Raw genomic sequence first — 14,825 nt, 5'->3', positions numbered from 1 at the left:
ATTCTGCGCCGCAGCCGCGCTGGTGATGACGCACATCTCACGCATGTCGGAAGAACTGGTGATCTGGATGAGCCCGCGCATCGGCTTCATCGACATCGCCGACCGCTTCTGCACCGGCTCCTCGATCATGCCGCAAAAAAAGAATCCCGACGTGCCAGAACTGGCGCGCGGCAAGACCGGCCGCGTCAATGGCCACCTGATCGCCCTGCTGACCCTGATGAAGGGCCAGCCGCTGGCCTATAACAAAGATAATCAGGAAGACAAAGAACCGCTGTTCGACACTGTCGATACACTGACCGATACCCTGCGTATCTTCGCCGATATGGCGCGCGGCATCAGCGTCAAACCGGAAGCGATGCGCGCCGCCGCCCTACAAGGCTATGCCACCGCCACCGACCTGGCCGATTACCTGGTCAAGAAAGGCCTGCCGTTCCGCGACGCCCACGAAGCCGTTGCACATGCGGTACGCAGTTGCGTCGACCAAGGTTGCGATCTCAGCGACCTGACACTGGATCAGTTGCGGGCCTTCTCGCCACTGATCGACGACGACATCTTTGCCGTGCTGACACTGGAGGGTTCGGTCGCGGCACGCGATCATATCGGCGGCACGGCGCCGCGCCAGGTGCGTCTGGCGATTGAGCATCTGCGCCAGCAGTTAGGCTGATGATTCTAAGCTGATGGCTCTAAGCTGATGGTTGGGCTGATGGCAGACCTGACCGCAGCTTCGATACCAAATTGGCATAAGCGACGCCAGCAAAATTCTGCGGCGCCGGGTATCATTGTTTTACTTGCGCAACATCTCTCCAAAACCGACCAAAAGTCGCCTTCCCCCCGAGTAAACATCCGCTTTACCTGGCCCGTGAGTAGTTAGTGCGCCAGGAATTTTCAGACCGAAAATCCCTTATACTTTATTCACCTTTGGTGCGTCCTACGTGCGTCCCACGTGCACCAAAATAAAAACACTTGCTGATGTCTTACCTCATAATGGCTTTGGCTACGGTCGCAGCTTCGTGTTGTAAGAAACGCTAAAAAAACGGTCTCTTGGAGAATATATAAATGCAACTCAACACCATCTTAAAAACACTCCCATTGCTGATCCTGAGCGCCGGCTTGGGAAGCGCCGCGCACGCCGCCGAGGTGAAACTTGGCCTGGCAGCAGCACTCACCGGCCCCGCCGCCAAATATGGCGTCGCCATCAAGAACGGCTTCTCACTGTCTGCCGATGAAGTCAACGCCGCCGGCGGCGTCAACGGCAACAAGCTGCAACTCATCATCGAAGACGAACAAGGCAAGAAAGAAGAAGCCATCAACGTTTTCAAGAAACTGATTTTCAAGGACAAGGCGCTGCTGGTGTTCGGTCAAACCTTGTCCAACTCGGCGTTCGCCGCCGACCCGATCGCCAATGCCGCCAAGGTCGTCGCCTTCCGCACCAGCAACACTGCCGACGGCATCACCGCGATGGGCCCGTTCACCTTCCGCAACTCGGTCATGGAAGCCGACGTGCTGCCGGTCACTACGCGCGCTGCGGTCAAGTATTTCGGCATCAAGAAGGTCGCCATCATCTACGGTAACGACGACGCCTTCACCAAGAGCGGTTACGACGTTTTCAAGGCGACCCTGGCCAGCCAGAATATCCCGGTCACCACCACTGAAGCGTATGCCAAGGGCGATGTCGACTTCAAGGCACAACTGACCAAGATCAAGGCCTCGAATCCGGACGCCATCGTCTGCTCCTGCCTGACCGAAGAAGCCGCCAACATCATCCTGCAAACCCGTGCGCTGGGCATGAAACAACCGTTCATCGGCGGCAACGGCCTGAACTCGCCGAAGCTGTTCGACATCGCCAAAGGCGCTGGCGACGACACCGTCATGGGCAGCCCGTGGTCGGCAGAAAACCTGACACCGGCCAACAAGGCATTCATCGCTGCGTATAAAACCAGGTTCGGCAGCGACCCAGGCCAGTTCGCGGCACAGGCCTATGACGCCCTGCATGTCGTGGCCGATGCGCTCAAGAAGATCAAGCTGAGCGGCGCCATCGACAAGGATCGCATCGCCCTGCAACAGGCTTTACCTGCGGTAACGATCGAAGGCGCCACCGGCAAGTTCGCTTTCCGCAAAGCACCGGCAGTGGCCGGTAAGGAAGTCGGCTACGACGCCCAGCAAGAAGCGATTGTGAATATTGCCAAAGGTGGCAAGTTCGTCTTGTTGAAGTAAGTGAGTCATCGCGTCAGCCGGGGACAGCGTTCCAGAGTCGCCGCAGCGCGACGCATTAATCTGTCCCCTTATGGCCGGCGTGCCCAGTAAGAATCCAGTTGCAGCGTTGAAAAATAACGCAAAAAACTGTACTCAGTAGCCCGATAAATAGGGTTAGCGTTAATTAGGGTCACGTTAATTAACTTTAAGAAAAAAATTTCCATGCTTGAACAACAACTCATCAACGCTCTATCCCTGGGCAGTGTGTATGCGCTGTTTGCCTTGGGTTTCACGCTGGTTTTTGGCGTGTTGGGCGTGATCAATCTGTCGCACGGCGCCATTTTCATGCTCGGCAGTTACGCCGCGTTGCTGCTGGTTGAACATCTGGCGCTGCCGCTTTGGCTGGCGATGCTGGCGGCGATGCTGGCTTCCGGCCTGCTCGGCCTGGCGGTCGACTATCTGGTGCTACGGCCGCTGCGAGCCCGCAACGCGCCGCATCTGGCGCAAGGCTTGTTCGGCGCTGAAAACAAACGCTTCCCGGTTGGCACCATTCCGGAACAAAGCTACAACTGGGGCAGCCTCCATATCACGGCGGTGCAGATCGGTATCGTCGTGATTTCGTTTGTCTTGATGCTGGTGCTGCTGGCGGTCATGCGCCGCACCCAGCTAGGCCGTGCGCTGCGGGCGATTGCCGAATCGCCGAAAGCGGCTTACCTGCTCGGCATCAATGTCGAGGGCTTGTTCTATCTGACCTCTTTTGCTGCGGCCGCACTGGGCGGCGCGGCCGGTGTGCTGGTCGGCCTGTCGTTCAATGCCATCACGCCTTTCATGGGCCAGCCAATGCTGCACAAAGGCATCGCGGTGATCATCCTGGGCGGTATGGGCGACATCCGCGGCGCCATGATTGCGGGCTTATTTCTCGGCTTCGCCGAAGTGCTGACCGTAGCCTATATTTCGAGTGACTTCCGTGATGCCGTCGGCTTCGGTTTGCTGTTCCTGATCTTGCTGGTCAAACCTTCCGGGATGTTTGGCAAAGTACTGGAAAGGAAGGCCTGAGATGACCGAACTGTTTACAACCCTCGGCGCTGCCGGTTTCCTCGATTGGTGGGACGGTTTCTGGTCAACCTACAACACCGTGATTTTCAGCCTCGGCGTCAACGCCATGCTGGTGCTGTCAATCTATGTCGCGCTGTCGTGCGGCCTGCTGTCGCTGGCCAATGCGGCCTTCATGGGCATCGGCGCGTATGCGGCAGCGCTCATCAGCATGATGACCGGCTTATCGTTCCCGCTGGCGCTGGCTATCGGCGGCATCTTGCCAGCCTTGGTGGCGCTGGTGATCGGTATCCCGACACTGCGTTTATCCGGCGTCTACCTGGCCATGGCAACGCTCGGCTTCGGCGAGGTGGTGCGAGTGATCGTGCTGAACATGGATATCACCGGCGGCCCGCTCGGCCTCAATGGGATTCCGCTGAAGACGGAATGGTGGCACATTGTGTTGCTGCTGGCCGCTACTCTGTACATCCTGGCACGCATCCGGCGCTCCAAAATCGGCCGCGCGTTTGAGGCAATCAAGGAGGATGAAGTCGCTGCCCGTTTGATGGGTGTCAATGTGGCCGGCTACAAGCTGCTGGCGTTTGTCATCGGCGCCGCTATTGCGGGTGTCGCCGGCGGTCTCAATGCGCACTATACGTTCACCATCGGCCCCGGCAATTACGCCTTCGAAAACGCCGTCGAGATATTGACCATGGCGGTGTTCGGCGGCACCAGCACGCTGATCGGGCCGACCCTCGGCGGCATGATCCTGACCTTGCTGCCGGAAGCGCTGCGCGATTGCTGCGCGATTTCGCCAGCTACCGGTCCGTCGTCAACGGCCTGATTCTGGTGCTGGTAATTCTGTATCTGCCCAAGGGCATCTGGGAGCCACGCCGGATCCGTGCCTGGATTAACACTTTTTCTCGGCGCCAGCCCAAGGCTGGGGGAAGCAACTGATGCTGCAACTCAAACATATCAGCAAGAATTTCGGCGGCCTGCAGGTTTTGCAGGATGTCAATTTCAATGTGCCGCAAGGCGGCATCTTCGGTTTGATCGGACCTAACGGTGCCGGCAAGACCACTGTATTTAATCTGATCACCGGTTTGTTGCGCGCTTCGGGCGGCAACATCGAATTCGATGGCCAGAATATCGGCAACGTCGCGCCCCACAAGATCACCGAGCGCGGCATCGCCCGCACTTTCCAGAACATTCGCGTGTTCAAGGAAATGACGCTGCTGGAGAACGTCGTGGTCGGCATGCACGATCATATGGATTACGGTTTCGGCAGCCTGCTGTTCAATCTCGGCGGCTACCGCAAGACGGAGGCACAGGCGCGTGAACGGGCGCTGGAATTGTTGTCCTGGGTACGCCTGGATCACAAGGCGCACATGCTGGCCGACAGCCTCTCCTACGGCGAACAACGCAAGCTGGAATTCGCCCGGGCGCTGGCGACCAAGCCCAAGTTACTGCTGCTTGACGAACCGGTAGCGGGCATGAACCCGGCCGAAAAAACCGAGTTGATGGCGGAAATCATCAATATCAAGCAGCGCGGCTTTAGCATCTTCATGATCGAGCACGACATGCGCTTCGTGATGGGCTTGTGCGACCGTATCGCGGTGCTCAATTTCGGCCGCATCATCGCCGAAGGCAGCCCCGACCAGATCAAGAACAACCAGGAAGTCATCGAAGCTTACCTGGGCAAGGAAGAAGCAGAATGACGGCCGAGACCAACAAGCATGCAGCACCGATTTTGCAGGTGCAGGACCTGGTGGTTGCCTACGGCCATATCGAGGCGGTCAAAGGCATCGACCTGGCTCTTAACGAAGGCGAGATAACGGCGCTGGTCGGCGCCAACGGTGCCGGTAAGAGCACTGCTCTGCTAGCGATTTCGGGCTTGCTCAAACCGCAGCGCGGACAAGTGTTGTTCAATGGCCAGGATCTGACCAGACTGTCGCCGCACAAGATCGTCCACAGCGGCGTGGTGCAGGTGGCTGAAGGAGCGCCACACTGACCACCTTGAGCATCGCCGAAAACCTGGCGCTGGGGGCTTACACGCGCAAGGACAAGGAAAACATCGGCAAAGATCTGGACTGGGTGTACTCGCTGTTCCCGGTGCTGGAACGGCGCAAGGACGGGCTGGCCGGCAATCTGTCGGGCGGCGAGCAGCAGATGCTGGCCATCGGCCGCGCGCTGATGGCGAAGCCGCGCGTATTGTTGCTCGATGAGCCGTCGATGGGGCTGGCACCGTTGCTGGTGCAAGAGATTTTCCGCATCGTTGAGGAAATCAATCGCACCGGTCTGACGATCCTGCTGGTCGAGCAAAACGTGCGCCAGGCATTACGCATCGCGCAGCGCGGCTATGTGCTGGAAAACGGCAAGATCGTGCTGGCCGACAGCGGCCGCAACCTGCTCAATAATCCGAAAGTGCTGGAAGCTTACCTGGGCGGCTGAAGCACTTGGCGGCATCGTCTGCCGCCAGCGCCGTTTGCCAACCAGTCAACCGCCGCCCGGCGCCGGTCGGCAGACCGCGCCCGATCCCAGGCCCGTCCCTGGCCCATCATTGCCAAACAAGGCCGCCCGCCCACATTGGGAGCCAAACATCCCAGCCTGGTCGTGGCCAACGCCGATGACTTCATACTCAGACCGCACCAGCGGCAATGCAGCGCCCGCCAGATGCCGTTCATAGCGCTGGTATGCCAGCCCCCGCTGCAGCCGGCTCGGGCCTTGCGCTTCGGCGCCGCACCGCTTGTCAAGGTTGGAGTGGTTGGGATCGTTATCGTTAGCGCCCAACAGATAGGTAATCTGGCGCTGCGCATAACGCTGGAACAATGCCATACCGCTGCGGCCTTGGCCATACGGCACCACGTTCTGCATGCCGTAGCGATACTGGTTGTAGGCGGCACATTGGACGCTATCGTAAGGTGCGAATCCTGCGCCCTGCGGCCGCTCAGGCGTGAAGTACAAATACGAAGAAGGATTGGCGATGACGTAACGCAGCGCAATGCCACGGCTACGGAGCCCTTCGTCGATATTGTTCAACGCCGCATAACGCTGCATCATCTGCGCCCCGGCAGAATGGCCAGCCAGCGTCACCCGTCGAAGTCTCGGCAAGCTGTCCTTATCGGTGAGTTTTTGCAGCAGATCGTCAAGTACCTGCAACGAACTGATACGGTACGGCGGATTCACAGAATCGTCGCCATCGGCCCAGTTGTGTTCGCCGCCGGCATACCACAAGGGCATACGCTCGAAGCCTTTGACGAGATCGGCCTTGGCCGGGAAATTCGGTGCCAGCAGCAGTACCTGATCTGGGTCAATCCCACTGTCGTTGAGAAAAGATAGGCCCGCCGCATAGTAGGCGGCGCCATTGCGCAGGATGCCATGCTGGATCACGACGATCTGTTCGATCTTGCTCAAGTCGCCATCGAGCGGATGGTTGGCATATACCGGAAAATCGTAGGCAATGCTGTCATGCGTGAGATGCACCCGCTGCCAGGGTGGCGCCGGTTGCACGCTGGCAGCCGAGGCGGTCAGCGCCATGGCAGCGTAAAGGATTGTCGTCACTGCCGATTTTTTTACAGATCCCAACATGCTGTGCTCCCAAGGAGAGTTGCTCACATTAGCGCTCGTGCGACAGGTAAGCAGAAGCATACCGCAAGTCTCAAGCAACAAAAAAAAACGGCTCCCTTGCCGGATTGGCAAGGGAGCCGTTGCTATGCTGCTAGCGCATGCGGCCAAGGCCGCACAGTGCTATCAGAACTTGTGACGCAGGCCGACGCGCAGTACGTTCTGGCTGCTGTCATCCGATGGCGAGCTGGCGGCAGCGTAAGCGCCGTTGATCACGCCTGGATTGATAACATTGCTGGCGCGCTGGTTGCTGTACAACGCATAAACGTCGGTACGCTTGGACAGGAAGTAGTCAACACCCAGGCTCAGCTGAGTTGTCGAACCCTTGGTCGAACCAGTTGTCTTGCGGCTGATGTCTGCGCGATCATAAATCACGCTGCCCAACAGGTGCAGGTTGCTGGCCAGTGCGCAATCGACACCAACGTCAAAAATGTTTGCCTTGGTTGCAGTCGTGATCCGGACCAAACCAGTCGCTGCAACAGGAGCCGCCAATGGCTGCTTGACTTGCGACCACGAACCGTAGATCTTCGCTGGACCAGCTTGGTAGCTAGCGCCCAGAGTGAAGGTTTTCAGATCTGTATCGCCAGCCTTTGCAGGCAATGCGTCAGCCGCCAGCTTAGTCTGGAAGTAACCCAGGCCGATGCCGAACGGGCCGTTAGCGTAGTTAGCGCCCAGACCGAAAGCTTGACCTGCCGAAGTCTGGCCAGCCACTTCGCCGAAGCCGTAGAACAGGCTGCCGGTAAAGCCGCTGATGCTGTTGCTGTCGTAACGTACCGAGTTGTTGGTACGGCTGCCGGAGATACGGTCGAGGTTGTTGAAGTGACCGCCCTTGACGCCGTTGCCGCCGAATGTCTGTACCGATGTGTACTTGTTACCGATGCCTTCCAGGAAGTCGGTTTGACGGCCCAGTGTTACGGTACCGAACGAACCCGACAGACCAACCACCGATTTACGGTCAAACAGAGTTGGGCTTGGGGATGTTGTACCCAACGAGCCATCATCTGCATTGAAGCCGTTTTCCAGATGGAAAATCGCTTTCAAGCCGTTACCCAGATCTTCAGTTCCCTTGAAACCAATGCGGGAAGTCGACAAGTCACCCGAATCAACACTGAGGCGGGTGCCGTTCTTTGCGCCGACCTTGCCAGTGTATGTCAGGCTGGTGTCCACCACGCCATAGATTGTGACGTTGGTTTGCGCCTGGGCGCTGGCGCCGATCAGACCGAGTGCCGCCAGTGCGAATGCTGTTTTCTTCATTTCTTCCCTCTAATAGTATAAAAATATTCAGATCTCGATATCCGGCTTAGTGAGAAATGCCCTGACTATCCGCGGGGTCACTTCTTCGCGCAGCAACTAATTACTAACCATTACCAACAGTTACTAATGCTTACAAACTGGACGGGGTGGATATTACCAATTTACAAAAAAAAGCATCAGTTTTTCTGATTTTTTGTTAAATTTTTTTGCAATTTAAATGGCGAAAGATCTTTATGTTGTTTTTTAACAGCCATTTATGACATTTGTGACGCAAATTATGCCGTTTATGACAGCAGCAAAATCAACGAGGTATACGGCTATTCTCGCCGCCATCTTGTTACATAAAGATACTTTGAAACATATTAACAACAATAAAATTACATAAAAGATATTAACATCAAGGCAAAACTAATGGGTAAATCGCTTACCGATTCCCGAAAAAGCTGGCGATTATGCCAAACAATCGTCATTGACGCTATATCCAAACAGACATCACGCAATCACACGAATAGCAGCCGCCCTGTCACCCTTATCGAGCCGCATGGCAGCGATGAAATCCCGGCACCGGCGATGTTCAATCGATGTATGTTAGAATGCCTCCTCAGCCTGGCCGCCTTGTTTAGCGGCAAGTTGGAAGTGTGCCGTCGGCATCACCAGTGGCACGCATGGCACGCAATTTTGATCACACATTTTTTAGGATTTGGTATGTTCACCTCAGCCCCGCCGACATCAACGTCGACTACTCTCTCCTGGCTCGTCAGATCACCAGCATTCTTGAAGGCGAACGCGACCAGACTGCCAACGCCGCGCAATTTTCTGCGTTCATTTACCAATCGCTTGCAGAGCTGAACTGGGCCGGCTTTTATTGGACGACTGAGGTTAAACAAGCAAGTTTCGCAAACCATGCGAAAGAACTGCTGGTTGGCCCGTTTCAAGGAAAGGTCGCTTGCGCGCGCATCCCGTTTGGCAAAGGTGTCTGCGGCGCCGCAGCGGCAGAGCGCCGTACTATCGTGGTGCCGGATGTGTATGCTTTCGCCGGACATATCGCCTGCGATTCGGCATCGAACGCGGAAATTGTGATCCCGGTCCTCAAGGACGGTAGGGTGCTGGGCGTCTTCGACATCGATAGTCCGAGCCTCAACCGCTTTCGCCCGGAAGATCAATTGGGACTGGAACCCCTGGTTGCCATATTTGTCGCGGCAACCGATTTCGATTAATTCGATACTAATTCGGCTTTGGCACCTAGCTGCTGACCTTGCGACGACAGTCGGTGTCATTATCGAAGTGGTGATCAGATAATATCCTGCGGTTAGCATGCAAACCTTACCGCTACGCCTGACTCGCGGACAAGACTTGCGCGCCGCTCTTGAATCCGTGCTAACCGCACATCACGTAACTGCAGCCTTCGTGCTGCAAGGCATCGGCAGCGCAGCTGCGCTGTGCCGGCGCCACGCAGGCGCCAGTTTGACATGGGAAATTGCGTTCCGTCGCAGATGCGCTAAGATCATGCCAATTCGGGCGAATAGGCCAGCATAGAACATATCTGCAATCGAACCACGAGCCGCCACCCCTGCCTTCAAGTAGTAAAAACGCCGCAGATGCGCCAACTGTTCTCACCATGATCGATCAGCTAATGCCAAATATCATTTCTGTAGCAAATCTTTCAAAAAACTACGCCTCCGGTCATCGAGCGCTTAAAAATATCAACCTGGATATTCGCCGCGGCGAAATCCTCGCCTTGCTGGGGCCGAACGGCGCCGGCAAGACAACCCTCATCAGTTGCATCTGCGGCATCCTTAATCTGTCCGAGGGTACGGTGGTCGTCGATGGTCATGACATCGTCAGCGATTTCCGCGCTGCCCGCTCACTGATTGGACTGGTGCCGCAGGAGCTGACCACTGATGCATTCGAAACAGTGTGGGCCACGGTCTCTTTTAGCCGCGGTCTGTTCGGCAAGCCGGCCAATCCGGCCCACATCGAAAAGGTGCTGAGGGACTTATCGCTGTGGGATAAGAAAGATAAGAAACTCATTACGCTGTCCGGCGGCATGAAGCGTCGCGTGTTAATTGCCAAGGCCTTGTCGCACCAGCCGCAGATTCTGTTTTTGGATGAGCCGACCGCCGGCGTCGATGTGAATCTGCGCCACGACATGTGGCAACTGGTGCGTTCGCTGCGAGACAGCGGTGTCACCATCATCCTGACCACCCACTATATCGACGAAGCGGAGGAGATGGCCGACCGTATCGGCGTGATCAACAAGGGCGAGATCATATTGATTGAAGATAAAACCGAACTGATGCGCAAACTCGGCAAGAAGCTGCTGACGCTGCAGCTTGAACAACCGCTGCACGGTATTCCGTCCGCGCTTGCTGCCTACAACCTGAGTTTATCGAGCGACGGCAGCCAACTGATCTACACCTACGAAAACGACGGTGAACGCTTCACCATCATTTCTCTGCTCAACGCACTGAGCGCAGGCGGTATCGCGTTCAAGGATATCCAGACCACACAGAGCTCCCTTGAGAGTATTTTCGTCAACCTGATAAAGGACGAGCAATGAATTTTCACGCTATCCGCGCCATGTACGGATTTGAAATGGCGCGCGCCCGGCGCACTGTCCTGCAAAGCATCGTCGCCCCGGTGATTTCGACATCACTGTATTTTGTCGTGTTCGGCGCGGCGATCGGTTCACGCATCTCGCAGATCGACGGTATCAGTTACGGCGCCTTTATCGTGCCAGGGCTGGTCATGTTGTCGCTGCTGACACAGAGTGTCTCGAATGCATCTTTCGGCATCTATTTTCCGAAATTCAGCGGCACCATTTATGAATTACTGTCGGCACCGGTTTCGTATCGGGAGATTGTAGTCAGTTACGTCGGTGCAGCCGCCACCAAATCGATTATCCTCGGCCTGATCATCCTCGCCACGGCTGGCTTGTTCGCCCCGCTACAGGTCCAGCATCCGCTGTGGATGATCGCCTTCCTGCTGCTGACGGCAGTGACTTTCAGCCTATTCGGTTTCATCATCGGCATCTGGGCCGACAGTTTCGAAAAACTGCAACTGGTACCGCTGCTGATCATCACGCCGCTGACCTTTCTCGGCGGTAGTTTTTATTCGATCAAGATGCTGCCGCCAGTCTGGCATACGATCAGCCTGTTTAACCCGGTGGTCTATCTCATCAGCGGATTTCGCTGGAGTTTCTATGGCAATGCCGATGTCAGCATCGCCGTCAGCCTGATGATGACTCTGTTTTTTCTGGTTGCATTTTTGGCCATCATAGCCTGGATTTTCAAGACTGGATACAAACTGAAATTCTAAGCGCAGTCAGCAATTAAATTGCCAGATGCGTTCAAGCCAAACCACCTCGTCGCAAGCCATGTCGAGCGGCACGGCAAGGTTTAGCTTGCCGTGCCGCAACCGCCATGCCGGGTCCAACCACACTCAACTTTCAGAATTGCATGCTGGCGGCCGCTGAACCGATACCAGCCGCTTTTTATAACATTTTTTATGACATTTTTCTGATCCCCCGCTCACACTCCAGCATCAGATCAACATATGCGGTGCGCTCGTGAAAAAGATGTTTTTTCTGAATCTCATTCTTTTTTATGCTTTTTCCGACCGCAAGAATTTTATGAGCGGCCAACCGGCAATTCTCCAGATTCACGTGCAGCGGGTAGCCTGAATCATGTGCACTGGACCAATTCTGCAAAAGATTTTCTAGCGGGTTGTTGAACTCGCGATAGTATCTGACCTTGTTGTGCATAATTTTCAGATCGTACGATAGCCTCTCGGCTCGCTTCATTTCAATCAGCAAATTTGTTGCCTGCGCTTTCGCCCTTTTACGCTCTGCTTCTAAATATAAAACTGTCGAATCGCCCGACGTTTCTGAAGCAGCAGAAAATTCAGTCGAATGCAATCTCCGCTCATCTTTCAACGGCAAGGTCTCCGCTTTTTTCCCGCAAGCACCGACAAGCAATGCCAGCGCCGCATAAGCAAGCACACGCATACGTCCGCCGGTATGAGTTTTAAATATCATCAACAATCGCAATCCTGGCATATCGATCGGTTGTCACGGCCCAACAGGCATATCAAAAATATGCATTCAGGCCAACGCATTTTCAGTTTCTTTACCCAGCGGGTTGACTGCTTAAGCCCAGTGCAACCCCAGTACAACTATTGCAGGCTGCACCAGCGTTCTACCGCAGGTTCCGCCGCCGCCCACTTCCAGACATCGTCGCTCATGCAGGCATTAGTGACGTACCAGGCGCGCTTCAACTGAGCGCCAGCGCCGGTATCGACCGACATGATCGCCTCCTTGCACAAGGCCAGCGGCGTGTCGATAAGTCGGGTAACGCGCACTTCGCCATGTTCGTTGCCATAGGAAATCTGATGCACAATCCCCTAGCGCCGCGACTGCCCGACTTCCAGGTTGCCGATGATGGCGGCGATTTCGTCTTGTGCGGCTTTATGCCAGTTACGGAAGATATACTTGGCGGTGGCATCGGTTGCAGCTTGCACGCCAATACCGATGGCATAGCCGACTGCGGGATTGGAAGTAACGGCACCGCTGGCCACGCCCGCCGCTGCGCCGGCAAATCCGCCGATACTGTTGCAGCCGCTTAAAGCCATCGCACCGATCCCAAGCACGACCAGGCCCGCGACGAGGCTAAGCCGATGCCCGAAGTGACAAGCAAAACGAGCGCGCCGCATCACTGCAAGGCTCCCCAGCGTTCGGTAGCGGGTTCTGCCGAGGCCCATTTCCAGGTAGCGCCGGATTGACAAATGGTGGCGACGTAAAACTCGCTAGCCGGTTTGTTGGCCTGACCGACCAGGCCATCGACCGCGAACACAATTTCCTTGCAACGCATGCCCTGGCTACTAATGATGCGACTGACAGTGACGCGGCCACGCTCATTGTCTTCAAGCGGCAGCGAGTGCGTGATCTGCCAGTTGGCGACGGCACCGGCAGCCAAGGGGCCAGCGACGTTGGCGATGACATCCTGTTGGTCGCCGTGTATCTTGCGCTGAGTGTACTGCACGCCAGCACGCGCCGCAGCCTGGACGCCAAGTCCGATGCCGGTGGCCACTGCCGCGTTGCTGGTGACTTTACCGGCCAGTGCAGCTCGGCCACGCCAGCCGCAGCCGAGCTGCCTTCGGTGACAACCGAACTGCAAGCACTCAAACCAATTACAGCGCACAACCCCAGCGAACCGCTTATCTGTTTTAACTGCATCTTCTATTCCAAAATGAAAGCATCGGTCACATCGACGATGTCTCAACAAACATCAGCCACAGTGGCTACAAACATTCTAGATGAGAAAAATAAATTTCAACTTCAACAATAAATAATAAATTGAAAACTTTTGTTAAATTATTTCCAGCGAGGAAAAACAGTACCGAAAAATCTGTATCGAGCTCTCCACTTCGCCTTACCTGCCGCTGCCGCTCACCCCGCCCATACCACGCTCACCATGGCTCGTTCCTGCCCGCTTGTCCTTAAGCTTGTCCTTAAGCTTGTCCTTAAGCTTGTCCTTAAGCTTGTCCTTAGGCGTGTCCTTAGGCGTGTCCGAGTTACGCGCGCAGCCGACATCGCTGGCGCGTTGCAAACGGTTGCTCAGATACAGTCGCACCGTCTGCCGCTGCTGGTCATCCAACGCGTCATTCATGGTCAGCCAAAATTCGCACAACTGGCGGCGGTCCTGGGCTGCAAGACCTGATTCGGCTTCAATCGCCATCGACAGCTGGCGCAGATTGATGTTCGGGTTATTGAGACCACTGCGCATGTTGCGCTTGCAGATCTTACTGACGCCGTTCGCGTTGCTTGACGATCACCTTGGTCTCGGCGACCAGGGGCCGCCACAAGATTTTCTGATTCGGATTCAAATGCGATTCGTCTTTCAAGCCATGCGCAGCACCAAGTACATCTTCCGACCGGAAATCCATCGCCGGCGACAAGTCCGAGGCTGAAGCAGTCCGCCAGCACCGAAGCTGTCAAAGTCATACCGAACTTTGAACGTTGCATAGCACTCTCCATCGTTGAAACGCCATATCTAATCGGAGTTGCCGCGCGACGAATGCCAACGAATCATTTGGTAACAGCTGGCGTGACATTGATGCACGCCGTTGCCGGGAGCAAGGTTCTGGTTAAAACCGTCAGCTTGAGTCGCCTCAGCGCATTTTTACAGTCGCCGCCGGACAAGCCAAACAGTGACAAGGCTGTCAGGCAATCAACAGCAGAAGATCCATTCATTTATCGCAGTGAGATGGAAGACCCACTCTTTTCTTAAAACGCGGCCAAATCCGTTTTTCGAAAACTTGGCTCCGCTATAGTCAAAACCATGGGGTCAGTCAAACAACCATGCAACCGCATATATTTTTTCTTTAGTGATGCGGGGAAATTCAACTCAGGATGATGAGTCTGAAGACCAGCTCAGCGCAAACGAATGCGCATGAAGCTGAAACTTACATGGTGTTGTTCTCATTACCGACTTACAGCCCCGAATTTAAAAAAGATCGAAATGAAATCTCAGGATGCACGCGGCGAGTGCCGTTGGCGGCGTTTCGTCACACGGATAAAAAAGCCACGGAAGTTGGGATTCAAAAAGTGAGCTTCCCCCGAAATTTAGTCTTCCATAGGTAACGTAAAATCAACGATCCTTTGGAAAGACCAGCAATGAAGAAGATACCAAAACAGATGTACACGGCGGAGTTCAAGGAGCTAG

General features: G+C 55.5%; 16 protein-coding genes and 3 pseudogenes. 11 read left to right on the top strand and 8 right to left on the bottom strand.

Going from position 1 to position 14,825, the window contains the following annotated elements; genetic code table 11:
* The 6 genes and pseudogenes from argH to ACIQ0R_RS05695 all read left to right on the top strand — a co-directional run.
* The coding region (gene argH / locus ACIQ0R_RS05720; RefSeq protein ID WP_395824776.1) for an argininosuccinate lyase at positions 1-664 on the top strand (664 nt) is incomplete at its 5' end.
* A gap of 392 nt (positions 665-1,056) precedes the next feature.
* A complete protein-coding gene (locus ACIQ0R_RS05715) occupies positions 1,057-2,214 on the top strand; it encodes an ABC transporter substrate-binding protein (protein ID WP_395824773.1) in 1,158 nt (385 codons plus the stop codon).
* Between the two features lie 201 nt (positions 2,215-2,415).
* Positions 2,416-3,249, top strand: coding sequence for a branched-chain amino acid ABC transporter permease (locus ACIQ0R_RS05710; RefSeq protein WP_395824770.1), 834 nt, complete (start codon positions 2,416-2,418; stop codon positions 3,247-3,249).
* A 1-nt stretch (position 3,250) separates the two neighbouring features.
* Positions 3,251-4,182 (top strand): annotated as a pseudogene (locus ACIQ0R_RS05705) (branched-chain amino acid ABC transporter permease).
* A complete protein-coding gene (locus ACIQ0R_RS05700; protein ID WP_395824767.1) occupies positions 4,182-4,943 on the top strand; it encodes an ABC transporter ATP-binding protein in 762 nt (253 codons plus the stop codon). Before ACIQ0R_RS05705 ends, ACIQ0R_RS05700 begins: the two are co-directional and overlap by 1 nt.
* A pseudogene (locus tag ACIQ0R_RS05695) lies at positions 4,940-5,676 on the top strand (ABC transporter ATP-binding protein). Before ACIQ0R_RS05700 ends, ACIQ0R_RS05695 begins: the two are co-directional and overlap by 4 nt.
* A 45-nt stretch (positions 5,677-5,721) precedes the next feature.
* Here ACIQ0R_RS05695 and ACIQ0R_RS05690 read toward each other — a convergent pair.
* A complete protein-coding gene (locus ACIQ0R_RS05690) occupies positions 5,722-6,813 on the bottom strand; it encodes a hypothetical protein (protein WP_395824764.1) in 1,092 nt (363 codons plus the stop codon).
* Positions 6,814-6,975: 162 nt separating this feature from the next.
* Positions 6,976-8,103 (bottom strand): porin, encoded by a 1,128-nt coding sequence (locus ACIQ0R_RS05685; RefSeq protein ID WP_395824761.1) that lies wholly within the window; start codon positions 8,101-8,103, stop codon positions 6,976-6,978.
* Between the two features lie 665 nt (positions 8,104-8,768).
* Here ACIQ0R_RS05685 and ACIQ0R_RS05680 point away from each other — a divergent pair.
* The 4 genes from ACIQ0R_RS05680 (at position 8,769) to ACIQ0R_RS05665 (ending at position 11,421) form a co-directional block, all read left to right on the top strand.
* Entirely contained in the window at positions 8,769-9,320 is a 552-nt protein-coding gene (locus ACIQ0R_RS05680; RefSeq protein ID WP_395824758.1) for a GAF domain-containing protein, read from the top strand.
* A 97-nt stretch (positions 9,321-9,417) separates the two neighbouring features.
* A complete protein-coding gene (locus ACIQ0R_RS05675; protein WP_395824755.1) occupies positions 9,418-9,639 on the top strand; it encodes a PCC domain-containing protein in 222 nt (73 codons plus the stop codon).
* Between the two features lie 97 nt (positions 9,640-9,736).
* Positions 9,737-10,663 (top strand): ABC transporter ATP-binding protein, encoded by a 927-nt coding sequence (locus tag ACIQ0R_RS05670; protein ID WP_395824778.1) that lies wholly within the window; start codon positions 9,737-9,739, stop codon positions 10,661-10,663.
* Positions 10,660-11,421, top strand: coding sequence for an ABC transporter permease (locus tag ACIQ0R_RS05665; protein WP_395824752.1), 762 nt, complete (start codon positions 10,660-10,662; stop codon positions 11,419-11,421). The genes ACIQ0R_RS05670 and ACIQ0R_RS05665 overlap by 4 nt, the downstream gene beginning before the upstream one ends.
* A gap of 187 nt (positions 11,422-11,608) precedes the next feature.
* Here the strand turns inward: ACIQ0R_RS05665 and ACIQ0R_RS05660 are convergent, their stop codons facing one another.
* The 6 genes and pseudogenes from ACIQ0R_RS05660 to ACIQ0R_RS05635 form a co-directional block, all read right to left on the bottom strand.
* Entirely contained in the window at positions 11,609-12,145 is a 537-nt protein-coding gene (locus ACIQ0R_RS05660; protein ID WP_395824749.1) for a hypothetical protein, read from the bottom strand.
* Positions 12,146-12,276: 131 nt separating this feature from the next.
* Entirely contained in the window at positions 12,277-12,498 is a 222-nt protein-coding gene (locus tag ACIQ0R_RS05655; protein ID WP_395824747.1) for a hypothetical protein, read from the bottom strand.
* A 6-nt stretch (positions 12,499-12,504) separates the two neighbouring features.
* Positions 12,505-12,732: a hypothetical protein gene (locus ACIQ0R_RS05650; RefSeq protein WP_395824744.1), complete on the bottom strand. Its 228-nt coding sequence runs from the start codon at positions 12,730-12,732 to the stop codon at positions 12,505-12,507.
* Between the two features lie 80 nt (positions 12,733-12,812).
* Positions 12,813-13,336 (bottom strand): annotated as a pseudogene (locus ACIQ0R_RS05645) (hypothetical protein).
* A 196-nt stretch (positions 13,337-13,532) separates the two neighbouring features.
* Positions 13,533-13,886: a hypothetical protein gene (locus tag ACIQ0R_RS05640; RefSeq protein ID WP_395824741.1), complete on the bottom strand. Its 354-nt coding sequence runs from the start codon at positions 13,884-13,886 to the stop codon at positions 13,533-13,535.
* Between the two features lie 16 nt (positions 13,887-13,902).
* Positions 13,903-14,046, bottom strand: coding sequence for a hypothetical protein (locus tag ACIQ0R_RS05635; RefSeq protein ID WP_395824738.1), 144 nt, complete (start codon positions 14,044-14,046; stop codon positions 13,903-13,905).
* Positions 14,047-14,177: 131 nt separating this feature from the next.
* Between ACIQ0R_RS05635 and ACIQ0R_RS05630 the strand changes: the two genes are divergently transcribed.
* The gene (locus ACIQ0R_RS05630) at positions 14,178-14,390 is read left to right on the top strand and encodes a hypothetical protein (protein WP_395824735.1); all 213 of its coding nucleotides are present in this window, start codon (positions 14,178-14,180) and stop codon (positions 14,388-14,390) included.
* Positions 14,391-14,825 lie beyond the last annotated feature (435 nt).

The organism is Collimonas sp. (genome assembly GCF_044339385.1).
Classification (GTDB): Bacteria; Pseudomonadota; Gammaproteobacteria; order Burkholderiales; family Burkholderiaceae_D; genus Collimonas.
This window is presented reverse-complemented; position numbering and strand designations above follow the sequence as displayed.

Bases quoted from the DNA above. Each gene is read 5' to 3' on its own strand.
- ACIQ0R_RS05715 (WP_395824773.1), top strand. From the start codon at position 1,057: ATGCAACTCAACACCATCTTAAAAACACTCCCATTGCTGATCCTGAGC.
- ACIQ0R_RS05710 (WP_395824770.1), top strand. From the start codon at position 2,416: ATGCTTGAACAACAACTCATCAACGCTCTATCCCTGGGCAGTGTGTAT.
- ACIQ0R_RS05700 (WP_395824767.1), top strand. From the start codon at position 4,182: ATGCTGCAACTCAAACATATCAGCAAGAATTTCGGCGGCCTGCAGGTT.
- ACIQ0R_RS05690 (WP_395824764.1), bottom strand. From the start codon at position 6,813: ATGTTGGGATCTGTAAAAAAATCGGCAGTGACGACAATCCTTTACGCT.
- ACIQ0R_RS05685 (WP_395824761.1), bottom strand. From the start codon at position 8,103: ATGAAGAAAACAGCATTCGCACTGGCGGCACTCGGTCTGATCGGCGCC.
- ACIQ0R_RS05680 (WP_395824758.1), top strand. From the start codon at position 8,769: ATGGCACGCAATTTTGATCACACATTTTTTAGGATTTGGTATGTTCAC.
- ACIQ0R_RS05675 (WP_395824755.1), top strand. From the start codon at position 9,418: ATGCAAACCTTACCGCTACGCCTGACTCGCGGACAAGACTTGCGCGCC.
- ACIQ0R_RS05670 (WP_395824778.1), top strand. From the start codon at position 9,737: ATGCCAAATATCATTTCTGTAGCAAATCTTTCAAAAAACTACGCCTCC.
- ACIQ0R_RS05665 (WP_395824752.1), top strand. From the start codon at position 10,660: ATGAATTTTCACGCTATCCGCGCCATGTACGGATTTGAAATGGCGCGC.
- ACIQ0R_RS05650 (WP_395824744.1), bottom strand. From the start codon at position 12,732: ATGGCTTTAAGCGGCTGCAACAGTATCGGCGGATTTGCCGGCGCAGCG.
- ACIQ0R_RS05640 (WP_395824741.1), bottom strand. From the start codon at position 13,886: ATGCGCAGTGGTCTCAATAACCCGAACATCAATCTGCGCCAGCTGTCG.
- ACIQ0R_RS05635 (WP_395824738.1), bottom strand. From the start codon at position 14,046: ATGGATTTCCGGTCGGAAGATGTACTTGGTGCTGCGCATGGCTTGAAA.
- ACIQ0R_RS05630 (WP_395824735.1), top strand. From the start codon at position 14,178: ATGCCAACGAATCATTTGGTAACAGCTGGCGTGACATTGATGCACGCC.